The sequence below is a fragment of the Butyricicoccus intestinisimiae genome, assembly GCF_018918345.1.
Taxonomy (GTDB): domain Bacteria; phylum Bacillota; class Clostridia; order Oscillospirales; family Butyricicoccaceae; genus Butyricicoccus_A; species Butyricicoccus_A intestinisimiae.
The window spans coordinates 494,438-518,780 of the sequence record NZ_JAHLQI010000001.1; the positions used below are offsets into that span (position 1 = coordinate 494,438).

Genomic DNA, 24,343 nt, shown 5'->3' on the forward strand with positions numbered 1-24,343 from the left:
AGGAGCCTATGAGTTCATTTGAATCCAGAATTGTGAAGTTTCCATCCAAAAAATATGGATCGGTTGTTCCGATGAAAGCAATCCCGGGGCATTTCGTCACCAATCACTCGCACATCAACTACTACATTGATCTGACAACCATGAAATCACGTCTGAGCGAGGTGAAGCAGTGCGCACATGTACTTGCCCAGCAGTACGCACACATACCGGTTCCGATTGACACCATTGTTTGTCTGGACGGCACGGAAATCATCGGCGCATTCATGGCATCCGAGCTGGAAAGCGCCGGCCACACCATCCATAACGCCCATCAATCCATCTACGTCATCACGCCGGAGCGCACAGCAAACAGTCAGCTGTTCTTCCGCGAAAATGTCGAACCGATGGTACGCGGCAAAAACGTGATTCTGCTTCTGGCATCGGTAACAACCGGTATCAGCATCCGCCGCGGCATCGAGTGCATGGGATACTATGGCGGTCTTATCCGCGGCGTTGCCACCCTGTTCAGCGCTGTCGGTCAGATGGACGGCATTGCTGTCAATACCATTTTCACCAAGGAGGATATTCACGGATACGCTTCGTATGACCGCACTACCTGCCCGTTCTGTCAGAAAAACGTTCCGGTTGAAGCCATTGTCAATTCGTTTGGCTACTCAAAGTTATAAGAAAATTCCAAGCAAAAAGACGTCCATTCGGACGTCTTTTTGCTTGGAATTCGCCATGGCATACAGCACTTATTGTTCCCACAAATCCGAGACAAAGTACAGCAGAGCCGCCCACGTATAGACAGAATAAAACATGCCATGCGCGTCGCGTCCCTGTCGCAGAATTTCTTGTGCTTCCGCCTTGCTCAACAGCACAAATCCGTCAAAACACTCGGAGCCAACCGCACCCGCCTGCGTCAGATGCGATAAATCCTCCGGATGCAGCACAGCGCACACCAGCGCGTTGCTCTCGTCCGTCATGCCCGTCGAGCTGAACAGACACGGATTTACAACATGCATGCTGTCATGTTCCTCTATCGTCAATCCGGTCTCCTCCTGAATCTCCCGCGCGGCCGTCTCCAAAAGAGGCTGTTCGGTCTGCTTGTCCTGCGGGTCTATCAGACCTGCGGGCGGACTGAGCAAAAATTGACCGGTCGGATAACGAAATTCGTATGTCAGCAGCAGCTTCGCCTCTTTGTCCGCCTCTTGCAGCACGACAATGCAGGTCACAGCGTCCGGCAGCATGGTCTTGCACAGTTCTTCCGACTGCAGAGCAACCAGATTTTCTTTGCTGCGGCGCGTCGCGTCAAAGTAGTGTTTTCCCGGCGCATATTGCAAGTCAAACACCTTCAAAAACTTGGTTTCCAGCAATGTCTCCGTGGTCTCTTTTGTAATATTCGGTTTTTCCATACACAATACCTCCTGCCTGAATTTCTGTTTTTATTATAGCAGGAATCGCGCTGCCTGTACACGGACAAGTGCAAAAAGCTGCATCCCGCGCGGAACACAGCTTTTTGCATTGTTAAGTGAAATGAGAATAGGAATAGGTATATAAATTATATAGAAATTAGCAGCAATTCATTGTCATCAGCAGTTCACCGGCTTTGACACTGCTGCCCTCTTGGATGAATACTTCTTCGATGTGACCGCTCATGCGCGCAACGACCGAGGTTTCCATCTTCATCGCTTCGACAACGGCGATTACTTGATTTTCTTCTACCATATCGCCCGCCTTGACGTGCACTTTGGTCACCATACCCGGAATAGATGCGCCAATTTGGCCTCTGTCCTTCGGATCTGCCATAATCACGGCATTGGCGGTGGACTCTGCATTTTTGTCTGGCACAGTGACTTCGCGCCGACTGCCGTTCAGCTCAAAAATTACCTGTCTTGTGCCGTCATCGTTGCGGTCTCCAAGCCCCAGATACTTGATAACCAGCGTTTTACCATCTTCAATGTTAATCTGTGTCGTTTCACCGACCTGCATGCCGTAGAAGAATACATGCGAACCCATGCGCATGAGATATCCATATTCGCGGTCATAGTGCCAAAAATCCTCCAGAACCTTCGGATACAGGCAATATGAGATTACATCACGCATATCCGGGTTGGGATGAAATGCCTCAATCTCCTTACGCACCTGTTCAAAGTCAACCGGTTCCAACAGCTCTCCCGGGCGGCAGGTAATCGGCGTTTCCCCCTTCAACACAACGTTTTGAATATCCTCCGGGAATCCGCATGGCGGCTGACCCATCATCCCCTTAAAGTATGAGACCACGGAATCCGGAAACGTCAGTGATTCACCGCGCGCAACGATATTTTCCGGTGTGAGATCGTTCTGTACCATAAAAATAGCCAAATCTCCGACCATCTTGGAGGACGGTGTGACTTTAATCAAATCGCCCAGCATGTCATTGACGGTCTTGTACATCTCTTTGACCTCTTGGAATCGGCTTCCCAATCCCAGAGAAACAACCTGTGGCTCCAAATTCGTGTACTGACCGCCGGGAATCTCATATCGGTAAATATCCGTCACCGGTGTTTTGAGTCCGCGGTCAAAGTTCTTGTATCGCAGGCGCACATCCGCCCAATAATCCGTCAGCTTTTGCAGCTCATTGAGCTTCAGCCCTGTTTCCCGCGGATTTCCCTGCAAAGCAGCAACAACCGCGTTCATAGACGGCTGAGAGGTCAGGCTGGACATGGACGCAATCGCCGTATCAACAATGTCAACACCGGCTTCCGCCGCCATGAGCAGCGTTGCCACCTGATTGCTCGTCGTATCGTGCGTGTGCAAATGAATCGGCAGGGCAATTTCCTGCTTGAGCGCATGAACCAGCTCTTTTGCCGCATAGGGCTTGAGCAAGCCGGACATGTCTTTGATGGCTATTGCGTGTACGCCGCGCTTTTCCAGTTCCTTTGCCATCTTGACGTAGTAATCCAAAGTGTAGTGATTTCTCGTCTTATCCAGAATATCTCCGGTATAACAAATGGTACCTTCGCAGAATTTATTTTGATTTAATACTTCGTCAATGGCCACGGACATCCCCGGCAGCCAGTTCAGCGAGTCAAACACGCGGAAAATGTCAATGCCGCTCTTTGCACTCTGTTTGATAAATTCCCGCACAACATTATCCGGATAATTTGCGTACCCCACAGCGTTGGAGCCGCGCAGCAGCATCTGGAACGGAATATTCGGAATCTTCTCACGCAGCAAATCCAACCGTTCCCACGGCGATTCATGCAGGAAACGAAATGCCACGTCAAACGTTGCACCGCCCCACATCTCCAACGAAAAACAATCCGCCAAAATATCCGCCGTACCGTCTGCGCCCTTTACCATATCACGGGTTCGCATGCGCGTGGACAGCAACGACTGGTGGGCATCTCGCATGGTCGTATCCGTGATAAGCAGTTTTTTCTGTTCCAACACCCAATTGCTGAGTGCGCGCGGCCCCTGTGCATCTAACAATTGTTTCAAGCCCGGCTTTGGATTGCCGCTTCCTTCGGGGAATCGCGGCGTTTCATACAGCTTTGGGTCTTTGTCCGGCCGGTTCACTTCAATACAGCCAATATATTTCAAAACACGCGTCGCGCGGTCACGGGAACCGACAATATCAAACAGTTCCGGCGTGTCGTCAATGAATTTGGTATGGCATTTGCCCGCCAGAAAGGTCGGATGACTCAAAATATTTGTGACAAACGGAATGTTGGTTTTGACGCCGCGCACACGTACTTCGTTGATGGCACGCAGTGCCTTTCGGCACACGCCGCGGAATGTATTGTCATGACACGTTACTTTGACGAGCAGCGAGTCATAGTACGGAGAAATAACCGTTCCCGTTGTCGCATTGCCGCCATCCAGACGAACACCAAAGCCGCCGCCCGTGCGGTATGCGGTAATTTTTCCGTTGTCCGGTGCAAAGTTATTTGCCGGATCTTCGGTTGTGACGCGGCACTGTACAGCATATCCGTTGATTTTCACATCATCCTGTGTGCGCAGTCCAATCTCCGGATGCGACAGCGGATGTCCTTCTGCAATTAAAATTTGCGCGCGCACCAGATCAATGCCGCTGACCATTTCTGTCACGGTGTGCTCTACCTGAATGCGCGGATTCATCTCGATAAAATAATAGTCGCCGTTTTTATCTACCAGGAATTCCAATGTGCCGGCATTGACATAACCGACGGATTTCGCAATTTTAACGGCATCCTCCCGAATCTGTTTCCGCACGGATTCCTCTACCGCGAATGCCGGCGCGAACTCCACAACCTTCTGATAGCGCCGCTGCAAAGAACAGTCTCGCTCACCGATGTGATAACAATTGCCGTAGTTGTCCGCCAAAATCTGTACTTCGATGTGCTTCGGCTCTACAAGGAACTTTTCGATAAAGATGTCATCGTTGCCGAATGCCTTCAGAGCCTCATTTTTCACCAGTTCAAAAGCCGGTTCGACTTCTTCTGGTGTATTGCAGCGCCGCATGCCGCGGCCACCGCCGCCCGCAGCTGCTTTTAAGATGACCGGAAAGCCGAACGACACCGCTTTCTCCAGCGCATCTTGTGCGTTTTGCAGCGGCTCGGTACATCCCGGAATAATCGGAACGCCCGCCTTGATGGCGATTTCCTTCGCGCTGAGTTTATCACCCACCATGGCGAGGATCTTGCTCGGCGGTCCAATAAATTGAATGCCCGCTTCTTCACACGCCTGTGCAAACGCAGCGTTTTCTGACAAAAAACCATATCCCGGATGAATTGCGTCTACACCGCGTTTTTTCGCAAGTCTGATGATGCCGGAAATGTCCAGATACGCTCCTACCGGACTTTTGTTGACGCCAATTTCATATGCCTCATCTGCATGCGTGCGGAACTGGCTGTTCATATCCTCATGAGAATACATTGCCACCGTGCGCAAGCCAAGATCGTAGCAAGCACGGAAAATACGGATCGCGATTTCACCGCGATTTGCCGCAAGCACCTTCTTGAACGGCTTCTGTGTCACAAGATCACCTCATCTTCATAATTTGTAATTGCTTTTCAGTATACGTTTTTTACAGAAACAATGATCTTCTGTGTCTCGGTTAAATTTTGCAGCAACTCAGACAAACAAAAATCAGATATTCATGCGAAAAATGGAACATTTCACCCATAAAACGGCAAATCGCGCCATGAAAAAAAGCGTATACTAAAAGACAAGAAACGGACAACGGCGGCAACGCCAAACAGAAAGAGGGCTTTATCATGGAAAAGCTGCACACCAGAATGGTTCAGTTCAGCTCCAATAAATTTGGCAACATTGTACCGATTCAAGCCATTCCCGGTCATTTCGTCACGAGTCATTCTCATGTCAATTACTTTATTGATTTGACCATGCTGAAATCCAGCCAAGAGGATGCACAAAAATGTGCACACGCGCTGGCAAACCAGTACAAGGATATAGATTCCATTGATACCATCATTTGTCTGGACGGAACCGGTATTATTGGTGCGTTTCTCTCTGTTGAATTGCAAAAAAAGACACCCGCTTCCGAGCACAAAAAGATTTACGTCATCTGTCCGGAATGTGCAAACAATGGGCAAATGTTCTTTCGAGAAAATGTCGAACCCATGGTGTGCGAGAAAAACGTCATACTCCTCATGGCTACCGTGACGACCGGCATCAGCATTCGCCGCGGCATGGAATGCATTGAGTATTACGGCGGCAATCTCAAAAGCGTATGCACCATATTTAGTGCCGTTGCGGACGTGGACGGTATTGCCGTCCATAATATCTTCACCGCAGACGACATTCCGGGCTACGCATCGTATCAGCGCCGCGACTGTCCGTTTTGCAAAAACAACACGCCGATTGAAGCCTTGGTGAATTCCTACGGATATTCCCAGCTTTGATTTTATACATGTGCTTATACCATCTCCAATTCACACTCTTTCCTATTCTCATGCAGTGCATCTCTTCAGCCAAGCGATGCAGGCACAAGCAAAAACACGCAGGAAGCTTCTCTCCTCCTGCGTGTTTTTGCTGTTTTTATATGCTGATATTATTGCAAATTTTAAATATTTCACCACGTCTCCGTCTGATTCAAATTTTCCTGCAGCTGATGAAAAAACAGACTGCTATGGTATCCATCTGCCGCGGCATGAGAAATCGTGAGCGATGCCGGCAGGGTACATACACCATTGTGTTCGGTATACTTGCCGAACGCGAGAATCGGGAACAATGCCGGATCTGCCTCTCCCGCCGTATACGTGAAATAGCCGGTATAATCCAGCCACGGCACGCAGCTGATGCAGAAAAAATTTATCGGCTGGTTTTCCCGCGCTTTCATTCCATGCCGATTGCCATACTTGCGCATCACATCCAAATATTCCTGATAAAACGCCGAAAAGTCCGGCTGATACTGCATCCAAACATCACTGAATGTCTTGTCGTCCTCGTGAAATATCGTAAAGTTCGGATGAGAGACCTTCCAAATCCCCACACCGCCCTCCGGTGTCAGCATCATTTTCATCTCATCCATCTGATTGACGGTTCGCGAGGCGGCATACAAAAAGCACGGAAAGAAATGCAAGTGTTGTGTTTTTGCAAATGCCGCCAATTTCGTCACATCCATGCGCACCGTCAGCGAGTAGCCGCAGCGAATCTGACGCCGATAATACGCAAAGTGTTCTCGCCTAGGCCACGTGTCCATACGGATTGCCCGATAAGCCGGATAGTTTTGTTCCATGCTGCGTCACCTCTTTGAGTTTTCTTTTATTATATCACATATAAATAGCTATGGCATAGAAGCAAAACGAGTGGTACAATAGAAACCGAAAACAGGAGGAGCATCATGGAACAACTGCTTTTTGAACAAACTGCCCGCGGTGCGGTGCTCAAAAAATATATCGGTCACGCTGCGCACGTCACCGTCCCTGCGCAGGCACATGGAAAGCCAGTCGTGGAGATTGCGGACTACGCGTTTGCAAACCACGAACAATTACAGCGCGTGTCGCTGCCCGCGTGTGTTGAGGACATCGGAAATCACGTTTTTTACAACTGTCACGCGCTGGAACAGCTGCATCTGGCGCACGGCTTACGCTCTGTCGGAGACGGTGCATTTAAAAATTGCCGAAATCTGCACGCGATTTCCGTAAACGGTCTGACTTGGCTCAAAAGTCTCGTGACCGATTTCACCAACGAAATCACTTTGACCATTCACGAGCGTGGTGAAACCATCACCTTACTGTTTCCGGCGTATGACTACGCCTTTCAGGAAATCATTCCGCCGAGAGAATTTCGCTCGGTAACCTATGGCTCCGGTTCGTTTTACCGCATGTGTGTCACACGCAAAGGCATTGATTTTCGTGAATATGACAAGACCTTTTCGCGTGCCGTGCGCGAAGATGCACCGGAAACCGCACAGGACATTGCGTTTTATCGGCTGTTATATCCATATCGCCTGCTGCCAGACGCGCGCGAACAATATATCTCCTACCTGACCAAGCAGGCAGATGCAGTGATATCTCGCCTGCTGGAACAGCGAAATCTGCCGCGCCTGCAGCTCATGCTGGATGAAGAATTGCTGTCCGAATCCGTCGTGTCCTATGCCATCGGCAAGGCTTCCGAACTGGATGAGCCGGAGGCGGTCAGCCTGATGATGGATTATCGGCTCAAGCACTTTGGAAAAAAGAAAAATCGGTTTGCACTATAAAGGAGGCTCGCCCATGAATCCGCTGCACGAACAACTCATACAAATCGGCACGCGCATTCTGTCTCTGTGCCGCAGTGAGCTCTATCTCTCCATGCGGTATCTGGACTTGGCGCTCTCCGCGCTCAGCTATGATTTGAATTTACAGACCCGCACAATTGCGACGGACGGGGTACATCTGTTTTACAATCCGAACTACCTCATTCACAACTACGAGGATGACCCCATCGCGGTCAACCGGATGTATTTACATATCATTCTGCATTGTATTTTCCGCCATATGACGCAGGCGGAACAGCGTGATCCGGAGGACTGGAATCTCGCCTGTGACATCGCAGTGGAATCCATCATAGACTCGCTGGATTACCCCTGTATCCAGCGGCTTATCACCGACCGCAGACAGGAATATTATGACTCGCTGCAGGTGTCTGTTTTGAACGCCGAGCAGGTCTATGACGTACTGACAAAAATGACATACAGTCAAAAAATCGGCATGCGGCGGGAATTTTCCGTGGATGACCATCGCTTTTGGGAGCAATTGCAAGACGATAAACAGCAGCAACAGCCGAGCGGTGACAACCCCGCAGATTCTCCATCCCCTCCCCCGCCGAGCAAAGACGAGGTGGAGCAGACCTGGCAAGACATCAGCCAAAAGACGCAGACATCCATAGAAACCATCCAGCGCGAAGTCAGTCTGATGGCTGGCAATTTGCGGCAGCATCTGCAAATTGAAAACCGCCAGCGATACGACTACCGCGCATTTTTGCGAAAATTTGCCGTGACGCGGGAAGAAGTCCGTGTGGATCCAGACAGCTTTGACTATGGCTTTTACAACTACAGCTTACAGCTGTATCCCAACATGCCGATGCTGGAAGAATTGGAATATCGCGAATGCAAAAAGATTCATGATTTTGTCATCGCGATTGACACCTCCGGCTCCTGCAGCGGCGAATTGGTCAAGAAATTTTTGGAAGAAACCGTCACGATTTTATTGGACGGCAACAGCTTTTTCCGCACGGTCAACGTGCATATCATACAGTGCGACGCAGGCATCCAATCGGATACCAAAATCACCGACCCGCAGCATCTCAATGACATGCTGCAGAACTTTGATGTCAGCGGCAACGGCGATACGGATTTTCGTCCCGTATTTGATTACATCGAACAGCTGCAGCAGCGCGGCGAACTCCTGCAGCTGCAAGGCCTGCTGTTTTTCACGGACGGCGTCGGTGTATACCCGAAAAAGCGCCCGCCGTATGACGCTGCATTTATATTTTTCGACAATTCTTATGCAGAGCATCTTGTCCCGCCATGGGCAATGAAGCTCGTACTAAGTGAATCTGATTTGACAAGAGGCTAATATATTATGAATATTTTGCGTGCAAAACAGGAAATTATCCGAACCGTCCAAGCATATCTGGCAAAGGATGAGGACGGACAATATTTGATTCCGTCCGTGCATCAGCGCCCGATTCTGCTCATGGGCCCTCCGGGCATCGGCAAAACCGCTATCATGGAGCAGGCTGCCAGCGCATGCGGCATCAGCTTGGTTTCGTATACCATCACGCATCACACCCGCCAGAGTGCCATCGGTCTCCCCTATCTGACCAAGCGCCAGTACGGCGGAAAAGAAATGACAATCACCGAGTACACCATGAGCGAGATTATCGCATCTGTACACGATAAAATCGAAGAAACCGGCCTGCAAGAGGGCATTTTGTTTATTGATGAAATCAACTGCGTTTCGGAAACGCTCGCGCCGACTATGCTGCAATTTTTGCAGCGCAAATCTTTTGGCAGTCATCACGTGCCCGCCGGATGGGTCATTGTCGCGGCAGGCAATCCGCCGGAGTATAACAAATCCGTCCGCGATTTCGATGTTGTGACACTTGACCGACTCAAACGCATTGATGTGCGGGAAGATTACGATGTCTGGAAAAAATACGCGTACCGCAGACAAATACATGCGGCTATTCTGTCATATCTAGACATCAAAAAGCAGCACTTCTACACGTTTGAGACGACGGTGGACGGACAAGCATTCGTCACCGCGCGCGGCTGGGAAGATCTCTCCCAGTTTTTGCTGGCGTGTGAAAAGCTGAATTTGCCGATAGATGAATCGGTCATTCTCGAATACATTCAGCATCCGAAAATTGCACGGGATTTTGCCGCATATTATGATTTATTCCAAAAATATCAATCGGATTATCATGTAGAGGAAATTCTCGCGGGAAACCTTCCTGCTTCTGCTATAGAGCGATTACAAGGCGCACCGTTTGATGAGCGCTTGAGCGTGATAGGCATGCTCATTGGCAGACTGACCGTAACATTTTCCGCGTCCTATTATCTGGACATGCAGATTACGACGCTGTTCGAGAGCTTGAAATCCGTCAAGCGCCGGATGGAACAAGATACACTGCCGACCCTGCTGACGCAGGAAGCTGCCCGCGTCAGAGAAAAACTCTCGGCTCGTCAAAAAGCATCCGCGGTCGACCGCCGAGAAGCCGCAGCTATCTTGAAATCCGCACAGGCACTTGAAGCAGACGCGCATATGCTCAGCGCCGAAGCCATTCGTTCCAACGAGGATGGTTTTGCCAAAATTTCCGAACGATTCCAACAGGACGTTGCAGATATGGACGCACAGACAGAACAGGCCTCTGCGATGCTGGAGCACGCCTTTGATTTCTTGACCAAAACATTTGGCAAGAGCCAAGAAATGGTCGTCTTTGTGACCGAGCTCAACACCAATTTCTTCTGCACCTGGTTTATTGGTCAAAACGGCAGCGAAGCATATACGCGCTGCAACAAGGAGCTGATGATCGGCAAGCAAAAGCAAGAGCTGATGGGTGACATCAAAAAAATACACAGTTTTTTGACGGTGTTAGAATAAACCATTTGTCGACAATCTGATGACAGGTTTATTTTATGAACAAGTAAGCAAAACGGACAGCCGTGGCTGTCCGTTCTTTGCTTTACGGAAGAAAATGACAGATCATGATTGCGACAACGATGCCGACCAAAACACCGGCGATAATTTCCGGCAGAGTATGCCCGATTTTTTCTTCCAATTCCTGTTCCATAACCGGCTGCTTGTGTTCCTGCAGGTCTCTGCGGCGCAGCCGATTGAGTGCCTTTGCTTCGCGTCCCGTCTCCAGCCGCACGCCAACAGCATCATACATCACAATAATGGCGAAGAACAATGCCATTGGAAATTCAAACCCATCGGTGCCATAGACAATTGCCGTCGCCGTTGTCAGTCCGACGACGGTTGCCGAATGCGCACTCGGCATGCCTCCGCCACCGGACAGCCGCTTGAACGTAAAAGTTCCCTTCATCACGTCAAGAATGATCTTTGAACCCTGCGCGACAAACCATGCCGCGACAGCGGAAAGCAACACCTTGTTTGTCACCAATCCCATCACGTATTCCATGCAATCCCTCGTATCCTTTGTTATATTTTGTTCACCGGAGAGTATATCACATATCCCCATGATTTTCCATAAAAACCAACAAAATCAACTTTTTCTTAACGCATTGCAGGTTTGTCAAATATATTGGACGGCAAACTCCAAAAAGAATCTCTCCAGAACTCCTTGCTTTTCCCCGCATTCTGTGGTATAAATAAATAGAATATTGATTCTACGGAAAAGCAACGAACGGGAAAAGTACGCAAAGCCCTGCAGCATCAGAGATTGGCAGTCATTGGCTGGAAGCTGCCTGCTGAAATGGATTGCTGAAGTTCGCCCGGGAGCTCCGGTGACCAAAATCACCGGCGGGAGACCCCGTTATCAGTCACAAAGAGCCGGTTTGTACCGGAATTTGGGTGGTACCGCGGAGGTTCCCTGACCTTTCGTCCCTGTTTTTGATAGGGGTGCGAAAGGTTTTTTTAGTGTTATTAAATCTTTCAAGGAGTTGTTTTAACAAATGAAGGAAAAATTAAAGTCCATTCGCGAGCTCGCCGAGCAGGCTATGCAGACCTGTAAGGATTCTCGCGAGCTTGACGCCATTCGCGTCAAATACCTGGGTAAAAAGGGTGAAGTAACTGCGCTGATGAAAAACATGCGCAGCCTGACTCCGGAAGAGCGTCCGGCTTTTGGTCAGATGGTCAACGATCTGCGCGCTGCAATCGAAACCGGTCTGTCCGAGAACAAGGCACGTCTGGAAGAAGCTGCTCTGGCTGCCAAGCTCAAGAGCGAGACCATTGACGTTACCATGCCGGGCGAAGCATTTACCCTTGGCAAGAAGCATCCGCTGAACATCGTTCTCGATGAAGTAAAGGATATCTTTATCGGCATGGGCTTCAACATTGCCGATGGTCCGGAAGTTGAGACCGATTGGTACAACTTTGAAGCGCTGAATATCCCGAAGGATCATCCGGCGCGCGATACACAGGATACCTTCTATATCTCTGACAATATCATTCTGCGCACGCAGACCTCTCCGATGCAGATTCGTGCGATGGAGCACAAAAAGCCGCCGATTCGCATCCTTGCACCGGGCCGCGTATTCCGTTCCGACGCAGTAGACGCAACCCATTCTCCGATGTTCCATCAGATCGAGGGTCTGGTCGTTGACAAGAACATCCGCATGTCCGATCTGAAGGGCATTCTGGAGCAGTTCGCAAAGAAGCTGTACGGCGAAGATACCGTTGTTCGTTTCCGCCCGCACCACTTCCCGTTCACGGAGCCGTCCGCTGAGATGGATATGCAGTGCTTCAAGTGCCATGGTGCCGGCTGCCCGCTGTGCAAAAACGAAGGCTGGATTGAGATTCTCGGCTGTGGCATGGTTCATCCGAAGGTTCTGGAGGTTTGCGGCATTGACCCGAACGAGTACTCCGGCTATGCATTCGGCATCGGTCTGGAGCGTATCGTTATGAGCCGCTATAAGATTACCGATATCCGCATGTTCTATGAAAATGACGTGCGCTTCCTGCACCAGTTTTAATTGATTGCTGGAATATATTTGACTTTTGGAGGAATGAAATCATGAAGCTGCCAATGAGCTGGCTTGCCGAATTTGTAGATATGACCGGAATTTCCAACAAGGAATATGCGGACAAGATGACCATGTCCGGTTCCAAGGTGGAAGAAGTCGTTTATCTCGGCGATGAAATTAAAAATGTAGTTACAGGCAAAATTCTGTCCAACGTACCGCATCCGGACTCTGACCATCTGGTTATCTGTCAGGTAGACGTGGGCAAGGATGAGCCGATTCAGATTGTCACCGGTGCTCCGAACGCAGAGGTCGGCCGTGTTGTTCCGGTTGCTCTGCACAAGTCTTACCTGCCGGGCGGCGTAAAGATTACCAAGGGCAAGCTGCGCGGCGTACCGTCCAACGGTATGATGTGCTCACACGAGGAGCTGGGTCTGACCCTGAATGAAATCCCGTACGGCAATCCGGATGGCCTGCTGCTCATGCCGGAAGGCACACCGGTCGGTGTGGACATCAAGACTCTGGTTGGTCTGGATGAATACGTGACCGACTTCGAAATCACTTCCAACCGTCCGGACTGCCTCAGCGTAATCGGTCTGGCACGCGAGACCGCTGCTACCTTTGAGCGCGAGCTCAAGCTGCACGAGCCGGTTGTCAAGGGCATCGGCGGCAGTATCAACGATGAGCTGTCCGTGGAAGTGGAAGCAACCGATCTGTGCCCGCGCTACACCGCACGTCTGGTGAAGAACATCAAGATTGAGCCTTCGCCGGCTTGGATGCGCGAGCGTCTGCACGCTGCCGGTGTTCGTCCGATCAACAACATTGTTGATATCACAAACTATGTTATGCTGGAATACGGCCAGCCGATGCATGCATTTGACTACTCCTGCCTGAAGGACGGCAAGATTGTCGTTCGCCGCCCGAAAGATGGCGAATGCATCCAGACACTGGACGGTGAAAACCATTCTCTCGACAAGGATATGCTGTGCATCGCAGACGGCACCACTGCTACCGCTGTTGCAGGCGTCATGGGCGGCTATGAGAGTGAAATCACCGAAAAGACCCAGACCGTTGTCTTTGAGTCTGCAAACTTCCACGGCGCAACCGTCCGTATCACAGCACAGAAGCTGGGCATGCGCACCGAAGCTTCCGGCCGTTTTGAGAAGGGTCTGGATCCGCGCATGACCTTGGACGCTGTCAACCGCGCTTGTGAACTGATTGAGATGCTGGGTGCCGGCGAAGTCGTCGACGGTGTGATTGATGTTGATGCAACCAGCGACGAGCACAAGCGTCTGCCGCTGGAGTGCGCAAAGATGAACGCGCTGCTCGGCATTGACCTGAGCCGCGAGGAAATCATCGGATACCTGAATCGTCTGGGCTTTGTCATCGAAGGCGATGAAGTCATCGTTCCGTTCTACCGCACGGATATCGCCCGCATGTGCGATCTGGCGGAGGAAGTTGCCCGCATGTACGGCTATGACAACATTCCGACGACGCAGTTTGGCGGCACCGCTGCCGGCGGTCTGTCCCCGAAGCAGTCCTTTGAGAAGAACATCGGCGTATATGCACGCGCTTGCGGCTTTGACGAGGCACAAAACTTCTCATTCGGCAGCCCAAAGATGTATGACAGCATCGGTCTGCCGGAGGACAGCGAGAAGCGTCTGTCCGTCACCATTCTCAACCCGCTGGGTGAGGATTTCAGCATCATGCGTACCACTTCCCTGCCGTCTATGCTGGAGTGCCTGATGCACAACCTGAACCACAGAAACCCGACTGCAAGCCTGTACGAGGTTGCTACGGTATATCTGCCGGAAATCAAGGATGGCAAGGTAAACGCTGACGTGCTGCCGCAGGAGCCGCATATCCTGACCATGGGCACATACGGCCGCCTGTCCTTCTTCCAGTTCAAGGGCATGCTTGAAAAGATTCTGAGCGAGAGCGGCGTGTCTGACGTCAGCTTCGAGCCGGTAACCGACAACCCGTCTTATCATCCGGGACGCTGCGCAAAGATCCTGACCGGCGAGACCGAGCTGGGCATCTTTGGCACCATTCATCCGGTCATTTCTAAGAATTACGGCGCCGGCAAGAGCGAACTTCTGGCAGCAGAAATCAATCTGGATGTGATGTTCGCACATGCCAACACCGACAAGCTGTATCAGCCGCTGCCGAAGTATCCGGCATCCACCCGCGACATCGCCGTTCTGTGCGATGATTCCATTCCGGTTGCACACATGGAAAAGGCGATCGCAAAGACTGTCGGCGGCATTCTGGAGGCCGTTTCCCTGTTTGACGTATACAAGGGCGATCAGGTTCCGGAAGGCAAAAAGAGCGTGGCTTATTCGATGCGCCTGCGCGGCAGTGACCGCACGCTGACCGATGAAGAGTGCGACAACGCAATGAAGAAGGCAATCGCTGCCCTCGAAAAGCAGTTCGATGCAAAACTTCGTCAGTAAAATATCCTTTACAATCCTTTACAATTTTGATTTTTTGTATTATCATGATAGATAGTTGAAAGGAGGGCTCTGAAATGCTTGATGGAACAAGAAAGTTCAGCATGAAAGAAGAAAGTAATAAGGAAATGAAGCGCGTGCTTCAGACAGTATATGATGCTCTGAAGGAAAATGGCTATAATCCGATCAACCAGATTGTGGGTTATCTGCTCTCCGAGGATCCAACATATATTACGAACTACAACAATGCACGCAGCTTAATTCGCAAGATTGATCGCGATGAGCTGATGCAGGAACTGATTTCCAATTATCTGGATCTGTAATGCAAAACATAAACGCAGGACGGCTTTCCGTCCTGCGTTTTCTGTTTTCACCGCGTTAATTTGTTCGTAATCTTATCCAAAATCATTCGCGATTTTCTTTGTTTTGTGCTGCATATTCAACAAATCATACGGTAATGTGTATAAAAAGTGCAGCATTTTCCGTGCTGTTACACGAGAAGAAAACATTGACAGCACGCGACGTGTGTGCTATACTATAGCCAATGTAACCGAATTGTAATGTGTTAGAGAGTTGATTGTAACCTAGGAAATGCAATTGTAACTTTCTGTTCGCGCCAATGCGGTTGTATGCAAGTCTTTCGTTTGACAGAGATTCTTCAGCGTGTTATACTGGATATATTCTTGCGAATTTTTAATCAAAGGAGAAATACGATATGTCAGCTACCGCTAAGAAAAGTGCAGATGAACAGATTCTGACCTACAAAGGTCATCCACTTATGAGACATAACAACATTATTTATTATGGCAGCATGAGCGACCGTTACATCATCATGATGCAGATCCTTGAAACCAAGAAGGTTAAGGATATGGAAGTAGCAACGAAGGTTGCCGTTCAGCTGCAGCAGACATCCCCAAGCGTGCGTCCGAAGGATCGCATCGTAAAGAAGACCGAAAAGAATGGTCTGTATACAGCTCTGGATATCGCCGTTGTATGGCTGAACCGAGCACTGTCTGCGAAGTAACTATTATTTCGTTAATTTTCAGGAGGATATTTCCATGATACATTCAAAGAAGATGAAGTTTGCAGTAACCACCGCAGCAGCAACTGCAATCGTATGCACTGGTGCGCTGGCCGCAAATGTAACTTCTACCACCGATGTAAACGTTCGTTCCGGCGCAGGTAATTCTTACTCTGTTCTGACGGTTATGAAGTCCGGCACCACCACTGCAAGTCTCGGTAATTCCGGCAAGTGGACCAAGGTAAATGTAAACGGCAAGACCGGTTATGTATACAGCAAGTATCTGACTTCCGGCGGCAATACCTCTTCTACCCCGTCCAACAACGGTTCCCAGAACGTTTCTAAGACCGTTTACATCTCTGCATCTTCTTTGAATGTTCGTTCCGGTGCAGGCACCTCTTACAGTGTCATTGGCAACCTGAAGAAGGGCAACAGCGCTTCTGTTGTAGGCTCCACCAACGGCTGGTACAAGATTAAGTACGGCAGCGGTTACGGCTACATCAGCAGCAAGTACACCACATCCTCCACCCCGACGACGACCACTACCAACATTGCTCCGACAACTTCTACTAACAAGACGGTATACACCACTTGCTCTCTGAATGTTCGTTCCGGCGCAAGCACCTCTTACAGCGTAGTCGGCGTTCTTGGCTCCGGCAAGGCAGCTTCTGTTGTAGGCACCTCCGGCAGCTGGTACAAGATTAAGTACGGCAGCGGTTACGGCTACATCAGCAGCAAGTACACCACGTCCTCTGCTCCGTCCAACGGCGGCGGAAACAACGGCGGTACGGTTACCCCGTCCAACGGCTCCGGTTCTTCCATCGTATCGTATGCTAAGAGCTTCTTGGGCTGCTCTTACGTATATGGCGCTACCGGCCCGCGCAGCTTCGACTGCTCCGGCTTTACCCAGTATGTATACGCACACTTTGGCAAGTCCATCCCGCGTAACTCCGCTGCTCAGTACTCCAGCTCCAAGAAGATTTCCAAGTCCCAGCTGCAGGCAGGCGATTTGATCTTCTTCTCCAACTCCTCTGCAGGCAAGGTTGGTCACGTAGCAATCTACATTGGCGGCGGTCAGATGATTCACGCAGCAAACTCCAAGACCGGTGTATGCATTGACAGCATCAACAGCTCTTACTACACCAACCACTACATTGGCTGCGGTCGTTACTAATACATAATATTTGCATAGAAAGCTGACTGATTGTAATCAGTCAGCTTTTTTTGTATACAGATTTTGTGAATGCTGTACGATGCATTCACTCCCATGTATCGTTTATAATAAATACAAATAGATATCGAAGGTATGCTCTCACCTGCTTTGTGCAGGACACGGAATCGGGTGCAAGTCCCGACGAGTCGGTCACTGTGAAGCCGCCATTGTGCGGATAAGTCAGATACGTGGAGTGCATACGGTACGCCTGCCGAAACCGGGATGTACGGAAAGAAACGGGAGACAGCTTTGCTGATCCCCCGCTATTTTGCGTGCCCTGTTTTGGTCAGGGTGCGCATTTTCTTTTAGGAGGTTGTCTTTGTGTCCCATCACTATTCGTATTTTACACACAAAAAATGTGAATACTTCCCCTGCCATCCAAGTGCAGATCCCGATAATTTCAACTGTCTTTTCTGCTATTGCCCGCTGTATCCGCTGGGCAAGGACTGCGGCGGCACATTTGATTATCTGCCGAACGGTTATAAAGACTGCAGCCGCTGTCTCTACCCGCATAAGCGCGAAAACTATGATGCCATCGTGCAGCGGTATCAGGAAATTTTGGCGGTGATGCACACAGAATCGGAAGACGAAGAAATGGATGAAGCAATATGACTTTACAGCAGCTCAAATACGTCGTGACGACTGCCGACACCGGAACGGTCAGTGAGGCCGCCAAACGGCTATACATCGCTCAGCCGTCTCTCACAGCCTCTATCAAGGAGTTGGAGCACGAGCTTGGCATTACCATCTTCCATCGAACAAACAAAGGCGTGATTGTCTCGGCGGACGGCGAAGAATTTCTCGGCTATGCCCGTCAAATCATGGAACAGACTGCTCTGATGGAAGAACGTTATTTTGGCGCCGCACCGGTCAAGCACCGCTTCTGTGTCTCGACACAGCACTATTCCTTCGCCGTAGAAGCGTTTGTTGCTCTGCTCAGGCAATACGGCGGTGATACCTATGACTTTCGCATTCGAGAGACCAAAACACATGAAATCATCGAGGATGTCTGCCACCTAAAAAGTGAGGTCGGCGTGCTGTATCGCAACCCATTTAACGCAATCGTCATCAACAAGACGCTCAAGGACAATGGTTTGCTTTTCCATACACTCTTTACAGCAAAGGCACACGTCTTTGTCGGCGCAGACAATCCGCTGGCACAACAAACCTCTGCGACATTGGCAGATCTGGCGCCATATCCTCGTTTGTCCTATGAACAGGGCGAGCACAATTCGTTTTATTTTTCCGAGGAAATTCTCAGTACGCTGGACTGTGACAAGGATATTCTGGTTTCTGACCGCGCAACGCTGTTTAACCTGCTCATCGGCTTAAACGGCTACACGATTTGCAGCGGCGTCATCAACGAACAGCTCAACGGCAAAAACATCGTTGCGGTTCCGCTGGATGTCGATGAATATATGGAAATCGGTTACATCACGCACAAGCGCACAACACTCAGCCCCTTCGGCAGGCATTACATCGAGCTTCTCAGGCACTATACCGCGCCGTATGAATCCCAGATATAGGCTGATTCTATAGCAAACCGCTCCCGTTTGATATTTTACAGCAGGCGAGAAATATCGTATACTGCAACCATAGAAAATCAAGCAAAGGAGCATATAATCATGAGCAAGAAATCTATTCCGTTTATTTATGATATGGTCGGCAGCTTTCTGCGTCCGGCAGCCCTCAAGCAGGCACGCGAGGACTTCAAGGCCGGAAAAATCACCCGCGAAGCACTGACACAGGTAGAAAATGAGGAAATCACAAAGCTAGTCGCCAAGGAAAAAGCCGCCGGTTATCACGCCATCACAGACGGCGAATTTCGCCGCAGCTATTGGCATCTGGACTTTATGTGGGGACTCAACGGCATCAAGGAAATCGAGCTGGATCACGGTTACTTCTTTCACGGCGAGGAAACCACACCGGGTTCTATCGAAGTGACCGGCAAAATCAGCGGCGAAAATCATCCGTTTGTCGAGCATTTTAAATTCATGAAGCAGTTCGAAGATGAAAATACCATCGTCAAGCAGACGATGCCTGCACCGGCGCAGCTGCTCGCCGAATTGGATCGCGAAGACAACAGCATCAAGACATCTGCGATTTATCCGAACATGGAGGAGCTGATGCAGGATGTTGCCGCCGCTTACCGCACCGTCATTCAGGAACTGTACGAAGCAGGCTGCCGCAACATTCAGTTTGACGACTGCACCTGGGGTATGTTCTGCGACACCAATTATTGGAACGCCCGCCAGCATGACAATGTATCACTGGAAAGCGAAGCAGAAAAGTATCTGCGCGTCAACAATCTCGCGATGGAAGGCAAACCGGCAGATTTGACCATTGCAACCCATGTATGCCGCGGCAATTATCATTCCACGTATGCTTGCTCCGGTGCATACGATGCTGTCGCACCGTACCTGTTTGCAAACGAAAAGGCAGACGTCTTTTATCTGGAGTTCGATGACGAACGCTCCGGCAGTTTCGAGCCGCTCCGGTACGTGGCACAGGACAAACAGATTGTCCTCGGTCTGATTACCACCAAATCTCCGGTTTTGGAGAACAAAGAGCACATCATTGCCCGCATTCATGAAGCGGCAAAATACATTCCGCTTGACCGGCTGTCCCTCAGCCCGCAGTGCGGCTTTGCCTCCTGCGAAATCGGCAACAAGCTGGTCGATGCCGATCAGTGGAGCAAGCTGGCACTCATCAAGGAAATCGCCGAGGAAGTTTGGGGCTAATAAAAAAACAGCAAAAGAGCGCACAGCAGAGATTTCTCTACTGTGCGCTCTCGCATATTTATTCGGAGTATTCAATTCAGCAAAAGCCGAAGATTATGCCTGCCACTTCCAGTCGCGGACTTCCGGCATATCCAGACCGTACTCGTTGATATACTGCTTGTGCTCAACCAGCTTGTCGCTCATCTTCTGGTACAGATAAGCGCCGCGGTTGCCGAGCTGCGGCAGACGGAGCAGAACGTCCTGAACCAGGTGGAAACGGTCAATGTCGTTCTGTACACGCATATCAAACGGCGTGGTGATGGTGCCCTCTTCCTTGTAGCCGCGAACGTGCAGCTGGCGGTTATGACGGCGATAGGTCAGCTCGTGAATCAGAGTCGGATAACCATGGAATGCGAAGATAATCGGCTTGTCCTTGGTGAACAGCATGTCGTACTCTGCGTCGGACAGGCCGTGCGGATGCTCAGCCTTCGGCTGCAGCTTCATCAGGTCAACAACGTTGATGACGCGAACCTTCAGTTCCGGCAGCTCCTTGCGCAGGATAGATACAGCAGCCAGCGTCTCCAGTGTCGGAGTCTCGCCGCAGCAAGCCATAACAACGTCCGGCTCCTGACCGGCATCGTTGGAAGCCCACTCCCAAACGCCGATACCCTGTGTGCAGTGCTTGACAGCCTGCTCCATGGTCAGCCACTGCGGACGCGGATGCTTGGATGCAACAATAACATTGACATAGTTGCGGCTGCGGATACAATGATCGAAGCAGGACAGCAGGCAGTTTGCATCCGGCGGCAGATACAGGCGAACCACGTCTGCCTTCTTGTTTGCAATGTGGTCAAGGAAGCCCGGATCCTGATGGGTAAAGCCGTTGTGATCCTGCTGCCATACGTTGGAAGCCAGAATCAGGTTCAGGGATGCAATCTTCTGACGCCACGGCAGCTGGTTGCAAACCTTCAGCCACTTTGCGTGCTGTGCTGCCATCGAGTCGATGATGCGGATGAATGCTTCATAGCTTGCGAAGAAGCCATGACGACCGGTCAGCAGGTAGCCTTCCAGCCAGCCCTCGCACATATGCTCGGACAGCATGGAATCCATGATGCGGCCGTCCTTTGCGAGGAACTCATCGGTCGGCAGAGTCTCTGCATTCCAATCGCGGTTGGTTGCTTCAAACGCAGCATTCAGACGGTTGGAAGCGGTCTCATCCGGACCAAATACGCGGAAGTTGCGGCTGTCCTCGTTGAGCTTCAGGATATCACGGACAAACTTGCCCATCTCGATCATGTCCTGACCCTCGGTAGCGCCCGGCTGACCAACTGGGAATGCGTAGTCGCGGAAGTCCGGCAGACGCAGGTCACGCAGCAGCAGACCGCCGTTTGCATGCGGGTTTGCACCGATTCTGTGGTCGCCCTTCGGTGCCAGCTCACGCAGTTCCGGAATCAGACGGCCGTTCTCATCGAACAGCTCCTCTGCATGATAGCTCTCCAGCCAATTCTTCAGAATTTCCAGATGCTCCGGCTTGTCCATCATGATCGGAACCTGATGTGCACGGAAGCTGTTTTCGATCATGTTGCCGTCTACTTCCTTCGGACCGGTCCAGCCCTTCGGGGTGCGCAGAACGATCATCGGCCAGATCGGACGGGTTGCATCGCCGGTCTCGCGTGCATGCTTCTGGATGCCCTTGATCTCCTCAATAACGGTATCCAGAGTCTCTGCCATCTTGCGATGCATAGTCATCGGATCGTCGCCCTCTACGAAGTACGGCTTCCAGCCGCAGCCCTCGAAGTACTTCTGCAGCTCTTCATGAGAGATTCTGGAGAAGATGGTCGGGTTTGCGATCTTGTAGCCGTTCAGGTGCAGAATCGGAAGAACTGCGCCGTCGGTAATCGGATTCAGGAACTTGTTGGACTGCCAAGAGGTTGCCAGCGGGCCGGTCTCTGCCTCGCCGTCGCCTACGGTGACAGCGGCAATCAAATCCGGATTGTCATATACTGCGCCAAATGCGTGCGCGATGGAGTAACCCAGCTCGCCGCCCTCATTGATGGAACCCGGGGTCTCCGGAGCAACATGGCTTGCGATGCCGCCCGGGAAGGAAAACTGCTTGAATAGGTGCTTCATGCCCTCCAAGTCCTCGCTTACGTTCGGGTAAACTTCGCTGTAGGTGCCTTCCAGATAGGTGTTTGCAACAAAGAAGTTGCCGCCATGTCCCGGACCGGACAGCAGAATCATGTCCAGATCATACCGCTTGATTACGCGGTTCAGGTGTACATATACAAAGTTCTGGCCAGGTACAGTACCCCAGTGGCCTACAATCTTCTTCTTAATCTGCTCCATTGTCAGCGGCTCGCGCAGCAACGGGTTGTCCAGCAGGTACAGCTGGCCGGCAGCCAGATAGTTGGTTGCACGCCAGTACGCATTCATCTTGCGCAGCAGTTCGTCTGTCAGCGGTCCTTTTTCTTCGCAGACCGGCTTCATGTTTTCGCTCATGAGTCAGACTCCTTTCGTTTTGTATAAATTAATCTATAAGACTTTCCCTATCCGACATTGTACGACATCAGAGGAAATGAAGGCAAGTTTTGAAAGTTAAAAAAGTAACGAAAAAGGTAATCTTATTTTTACCCGTTTTGTCGACAATTAACCATTTGTTACTTGCAGGTTCAAAAATACAAAAAAGCGTGCAAGTTTTCACATGAAATTGAGCACATTTCCAATATATAACAGAAAAAAGTATGTATATTCCTGCTCTATTCTGTGTATGCAGTCTGTTAAAAAATGTACAATGTGTAACAACTCGCATGCAAAGACCCCGCCATGCAGCTGGATGGCGGGGTTGGAAATGCTATACTATGTTTTTACTTCGCGTAAAATTCATCGACAGCGTTAAAGAACGCATCAATATTGTCCCAGCTGGACATCGGCGGGATATCGCAGCCGGAAGAAATCACAAAGTTCGGATACTTGCAGCACTTCTCCATGACGGACAGCGTTGCTTCACGAACAGATTCCGGTGTGCCGTTGCGGAACTGACCGGCAGGGTCAACGTTGCCCATGCAGATGACATCGGACGGAACCTTGGACATGATTTCCTCCATGTCAACCGCATTGCCGAAGTGATAGGCGTTGGCATTGGCACTCAGAATAGAATCCAGCGTGACATTTGCCGTGTTGCCGCAGTTGTGGTAGATAACAGCGAAATTCTCATCGCGTACTGCTTCGATAATGCGCTTGCAGTAATCGCCGGAGAATTCAACAGCCAGCGACGGGGACAGCAGACCTGCGAGCGGCTCTGCGATAACCACGCCGTTTGCGCCGATTGCCTTGTATGCCTTGATGTACTTGATGATAAACTCGGTGGACTTTTCCAGCACAACATGCGCCATATCCGGCTCATCGTAGCAATAAATCAGCGAAGAAGTAACGTCCATCAGGCGGCCAGCCAGAGAGAACGGACCGATGACGCCTGCAAAGACCGGGCGGTCGGTAATCAGCTCCATCGCCTTCTCAATGGCATCAATGTAAATCTGCGTGCGGCCTGCACCGATTTCCGGTACTTCCAAAGCTTCTGCCGCTTCCATGCGCTCATCTTCGTCAATTTCCGTGTCGAGAACCGGACCAACTACCGTCGGAACTTCGTCGTCAGCGACGCGAATTGGCGCACCAAAGCATTCTGCTTCCACAGACAAATCCATCAGAGATACCGCGCCGCCGGCATTCGGTGTGCAGTCGGCAACAGCCTTCATACCCTTTGCCTGCAAATCGCTGTCGTTAATCAATTCTTTTACCGTAATACCCATCAACTGGATGGACGGGAAAGACAGTACCGGCAGTGCCTTTTTTACCGGAGCTTCCAACAGCTCCTTGGTCCACTGATCCATATTCATTTTCATAATCATATTTCTCCTTCGCTCTAGGTCTTGTTGTATTTTGTGGTATCTTTTCTCTCTGGTATAAGAATACCATATTCCAAATTTTCAGTATTGTACTCCATTTCCCTATCCGGGGCTATTTTTGTATAATATTACTCAAACGCGCACTGGCGCCTGTTTAAAAATTGTAAACAGCCATGCCCGCACCAATTTGGCGCGAGCATGGCTGCTGTTTCAGCGACTGGATTCTGCTTTTTTTATTTCATCTGCTGTTCATACGCTTCAATCATCTGCTTGACCATCTGACCGCCGATAGAACCCGCCTGACGCGCTGTCAGATCTCCATTGTATCCATCCTTCAGGTCGATGCCAACCTCGCGGGCTGCTTCCATCTTGAAACGATCCATTGCGGCCTTTGCTTCCGGTACATTCAGCTTGTTCGAATTGCGGTTCATATCATTCT

Annotated in this window: 20 protein-coding genes and 1 other annotated feature; of the genes, 13 read left to right on the plus strand and 7 right to left on the minus strand. The window is 50.4% G+C overall.

Annotated features, from left to right (window positions below):
- Window positions 1-8 precede the first annotated feature (8 nt).
- Window positions 9-665, plus strand: a complete 657-nt coding sequence (locus tag KQI75_RS02535; protein WP_216469108.1) for a phosphoribosyltransferase — start codon at window positions 9-11, stop codon at window positions 663-665.
- Window positions 666-734: 69 nt separating this feature from the next.
- On the opposite strand, the gene KQI75_RS02540 is transcribed toward KQI75_RS02535, so the two are convergent.
- Window positions 735-1,394 carry an NUDIX hydrolase gene (locus KQI75_RS02540; protein ID WP_216469109.1) on the minus strand — a complete coding sequence of 220 codons (660 nt, stop codon included), beginning with the start codon at window positions 1,392-1,394 and terminating at the stop codon, window positions 735-737.
- A 157-nt stretch (window positions 1,395-1,551) separates the two neighbouring features.
- Window positions 1,552-4,980, minus strand: a complete 3,429-nt coding sequence (locus KQI75_RS02545; RefSeq protein ID WP_216469110.1) for a pyruvate carboxylase — start codon at window positions 4,978-4,980, stop codon at window positions 1,552-1,554.
- 239 nt (window positions 4,981-5,219) lie between these two features.
- On the opposite strand from KQI75_RS02545, the gene KQI75_RS02550 reads away from it, so the two are divergent.
- Complete coding sequence (locus KQI75_RS02550; protein ID WP_216469111.1) at window positions 5,220-5,867, plus strand: type I phosphoribosyltransferase; 648 nt, start codon at window positions 5,220-5,222, stop codon at window positions 5,865-5,867.
- Between the two features lie 170 nt (window positions 5,868-6,037).
- On the opposite strand, the gene KQI75_RS02555 is transcribed toward KQI75_RS02550, so the two are convergent.
- On the minus strand, window positions 6,038-6,703 hold the full coding sequence (locus tag KQI75_RS02555) for a CatA-like O-acetyltransferase (protein WP_216469112.1): 666 nt from the start codon (window positions 6,701-6,703) through the stop codon (window positions 6,038-6,040).
- A gap of 105 nt (window positions 6,704-6,808) precedes the next feature.
- Here KQI75_RS02555 and KQI75_RS02560 point away from each other — a divergent pair, with 105 nt between their 5' ends.
- From KQI75_RS02560 to KQI75_RS02570, 3 genes are read left to right on the plus strand one after another with little or no spacing between them, the layout of a single operon-like run.
- Entirely contained in the window at window positions 6,809-7,669 is an 861-nt protein-coding gene (locus tag KQI75_RS02560; protein ID WP_216469113.1) for a leucine-rich repeat protein, read from the plus strand.
- 13 nt (window positions 7,670-7,682) lie between these two features.
- Window positions 7,683-9,026, plus strand: coding sequence for a vWA domain-containing protein (locus KQI75_RS02565; protein WP_216469114.1), 1,344 nt, complete (start codon window positions 7,683-7,685; stop codon window positions 9,024-9,026).
- A 6-nt stretch (window positions 9,027-9,032) separates the two neighbouring features.
- Window positions 9,033-10,556: an ATP-binding protein gene (locus KQI75_RS02570; RefSeq protein WP_216469115.1), complete on the plus strand. Its 1,524-nt coding sequence runs from the start codon at window positions 9,033-9,035 to the stop codon at window positions 10,554-10,556.
- 82 nt (window positions 10,557-10,638) lie between these two features.
- Here KQI75_RS02570 and KQI75_RS02575 read toward each other — a convergent pair whose 3' ends face one another.
- Window positions 10,639-11,097: a divergent PAP2 family protein gene (locus KQI75_RS02575; protein WP_216469116.1), complete on the minus strand. Its 459-nt coding sequence runs from the start codon at window positions 11,095-11,097 to the stop codon at window positions 10,639-10,641.
- A 212-nt stretch (window positions 11,098-11,309) separates the two neighbouring features.
- Window positions 11,310-11,527 (plus strand) — a binding site (T-box leader).
- Between the two features lie 63 nt (window positions 11,528-11,590).
- On the opposite strand from KQI75_RS02575, the gene pheS reads away from it, so the two are divergent.
- The 8 genes from pheS to KQI75_RS02615 all read left to right on the plus strand — a co-directional run bounded on the left by pheS (window position 11,591) and on the right by KQI75_RS02615 (window position 20,023).
- Window positions 11,591-12,610 carry a phenylalanine--tRNA ligase subunit alpha gene (pheS, locus tag KQI75_RS02580; RefSeq protein ID WP_216469117.1) on the plus strand — a complete coding sequence of 340 codons (1,020 nt, stop codon included), beginning with the start codon at window positions 11,591-11,593 and terminating at the stop codon, window positions 12,608-12,610.
- Between the two features lie 41 nt (window positions 12,611-12,651).
- Window positions 12,652-15,051: a phenylalanine--tRNA ligase subunit beta gene (pheT, locus tag KQI75_RS02585; RefSeq protein ID WP_216469118.1), complete on the plus strand. Its 2,400-nt coding sequence runs from the start codon at window positions 12,652-12,654 to the stop codon at window positions 15,049-15,051.
- Window positions 15,052-15,125: 74 nt separating this feature from the next.
- Entirely contained in the window at window positions 15,126-15,371 is a 246-nt protein-coding gene (locus KQI75_RS02590) for an IreB family regulatory phosphoprotein (RefSeq protein ID WP_216469119.1), read from the plus strand.
- Between the two features lie 392 nt (window positions 15,372-15,763).
- Window positions 15,764-16,072: a hypothetical protein gene (locus KQI75_RS02595; RefSeq protein WP_216469120.1), complete on the plus strand. Its 309-nt coding sequence runs from the start codon at window positions 15,764-15,766 to the stop codon at window positions 16,070-16,072.
- Window positions 16,073-16,106: 34 nt separating this feature from the next.
- Window positions 16,107-17,243 carry a C40 family peptidase gene (locus KQI75_RS02600; protein WP_216469121.1) on the plus strand — a complete coding sequence of 379 codons (1,137 nt, stop codon included), beginning with the start codon at window positions 16,107-16,109 and terminating at the stop codon, window positions 17,241-17,243.
- Window positions 17,244-17,603: 360 nt separating this feature from the next.
- Entirely contained in the window at window positions 17,604-17,894 is a 291-nt protein-coding gene (locus KQI75_RS02605; protein WP_216469122.1) for a cysteine-rich small domain-containing protein, read from the plus strand.
- Window positions 17,891-18,808 carry a LysR family transcriptional regulator gene (locus tag KQI75_RS02610; protein ID WP_216469123.1) on the plus strand — a complete coding sequence of 306 codons (918 nt, stop codon included), beginning with the start codon at window positions 17,891-17,893 and terminating at the stop codon, window positions 18,806-18,808. Before KQI75_RS02605 ends, KQI75_RS02610 begins: the two co-directional genes overlap by 4 nt.
- Before the next feature lie 99 nt (window positions 18,809-18,907).
- A complete protein-coding gene (locus KQI75_RS02615; RefSeq protein WP_216469124.1) occupies window positions 18,908-20,023 on the plus strand; it encodes a 5-methyltetrahydropteroyltriglutamate--homocysteine S-methyltransferase in 1,116 nt (371 codons plus the stop codon).
- Between the two features lie 93 nt (window positions 20,024-20,116).
- On the opposite strand, the gene KQI75_RS02620 is transcribed toward KQI75_RS02615, so the two are convergent.
- From KQI75_RS02620 to KQI75_RS02630, 3 genes are all read right to left on the minus strand, one after another.
- A complete protein-coding gene (locus KQI75_RS02620) occupies window positions 20,117-22,489 on the minus strand; it encodes a phosphoketolase family protein (RefSeq protein ID WP_216469313.1) in 2,373 nt (790 codons plus the stop codon).
- A 377-nt stretch (window positions 22,490-22,866) separates the two neighbouring features.
- Window positions 22,867-23,901, minus strand: a complete 1,035-nt coding sequence (locus tag KQI75_RS02625) for a uroporphyrinogen decarboxylase family protein (RefSeq protein WP_216469125.1) — start codon at window positions 23,899-23,901, stop codon at window positions 22,867-22,869.
- 236 nt (window positions 23,902-24,137) lie between these two features.
- Window positions 24,138-24,335 carry an alpha/beta-type small acid-soluble spore protein gene (locus KQI75_RS02630; protein WP_216469126.1) on the minus strand — a complete coding sequence of 66 codons (198 nt, stop codon included), beginning with the start codon at window positions 24,333-24,335 and terminating at the stop codon, window positions 24,138-24,140.
- Between the last annotated feature and the right edge of the window lie 8 nt (window positions 24,336-24,343).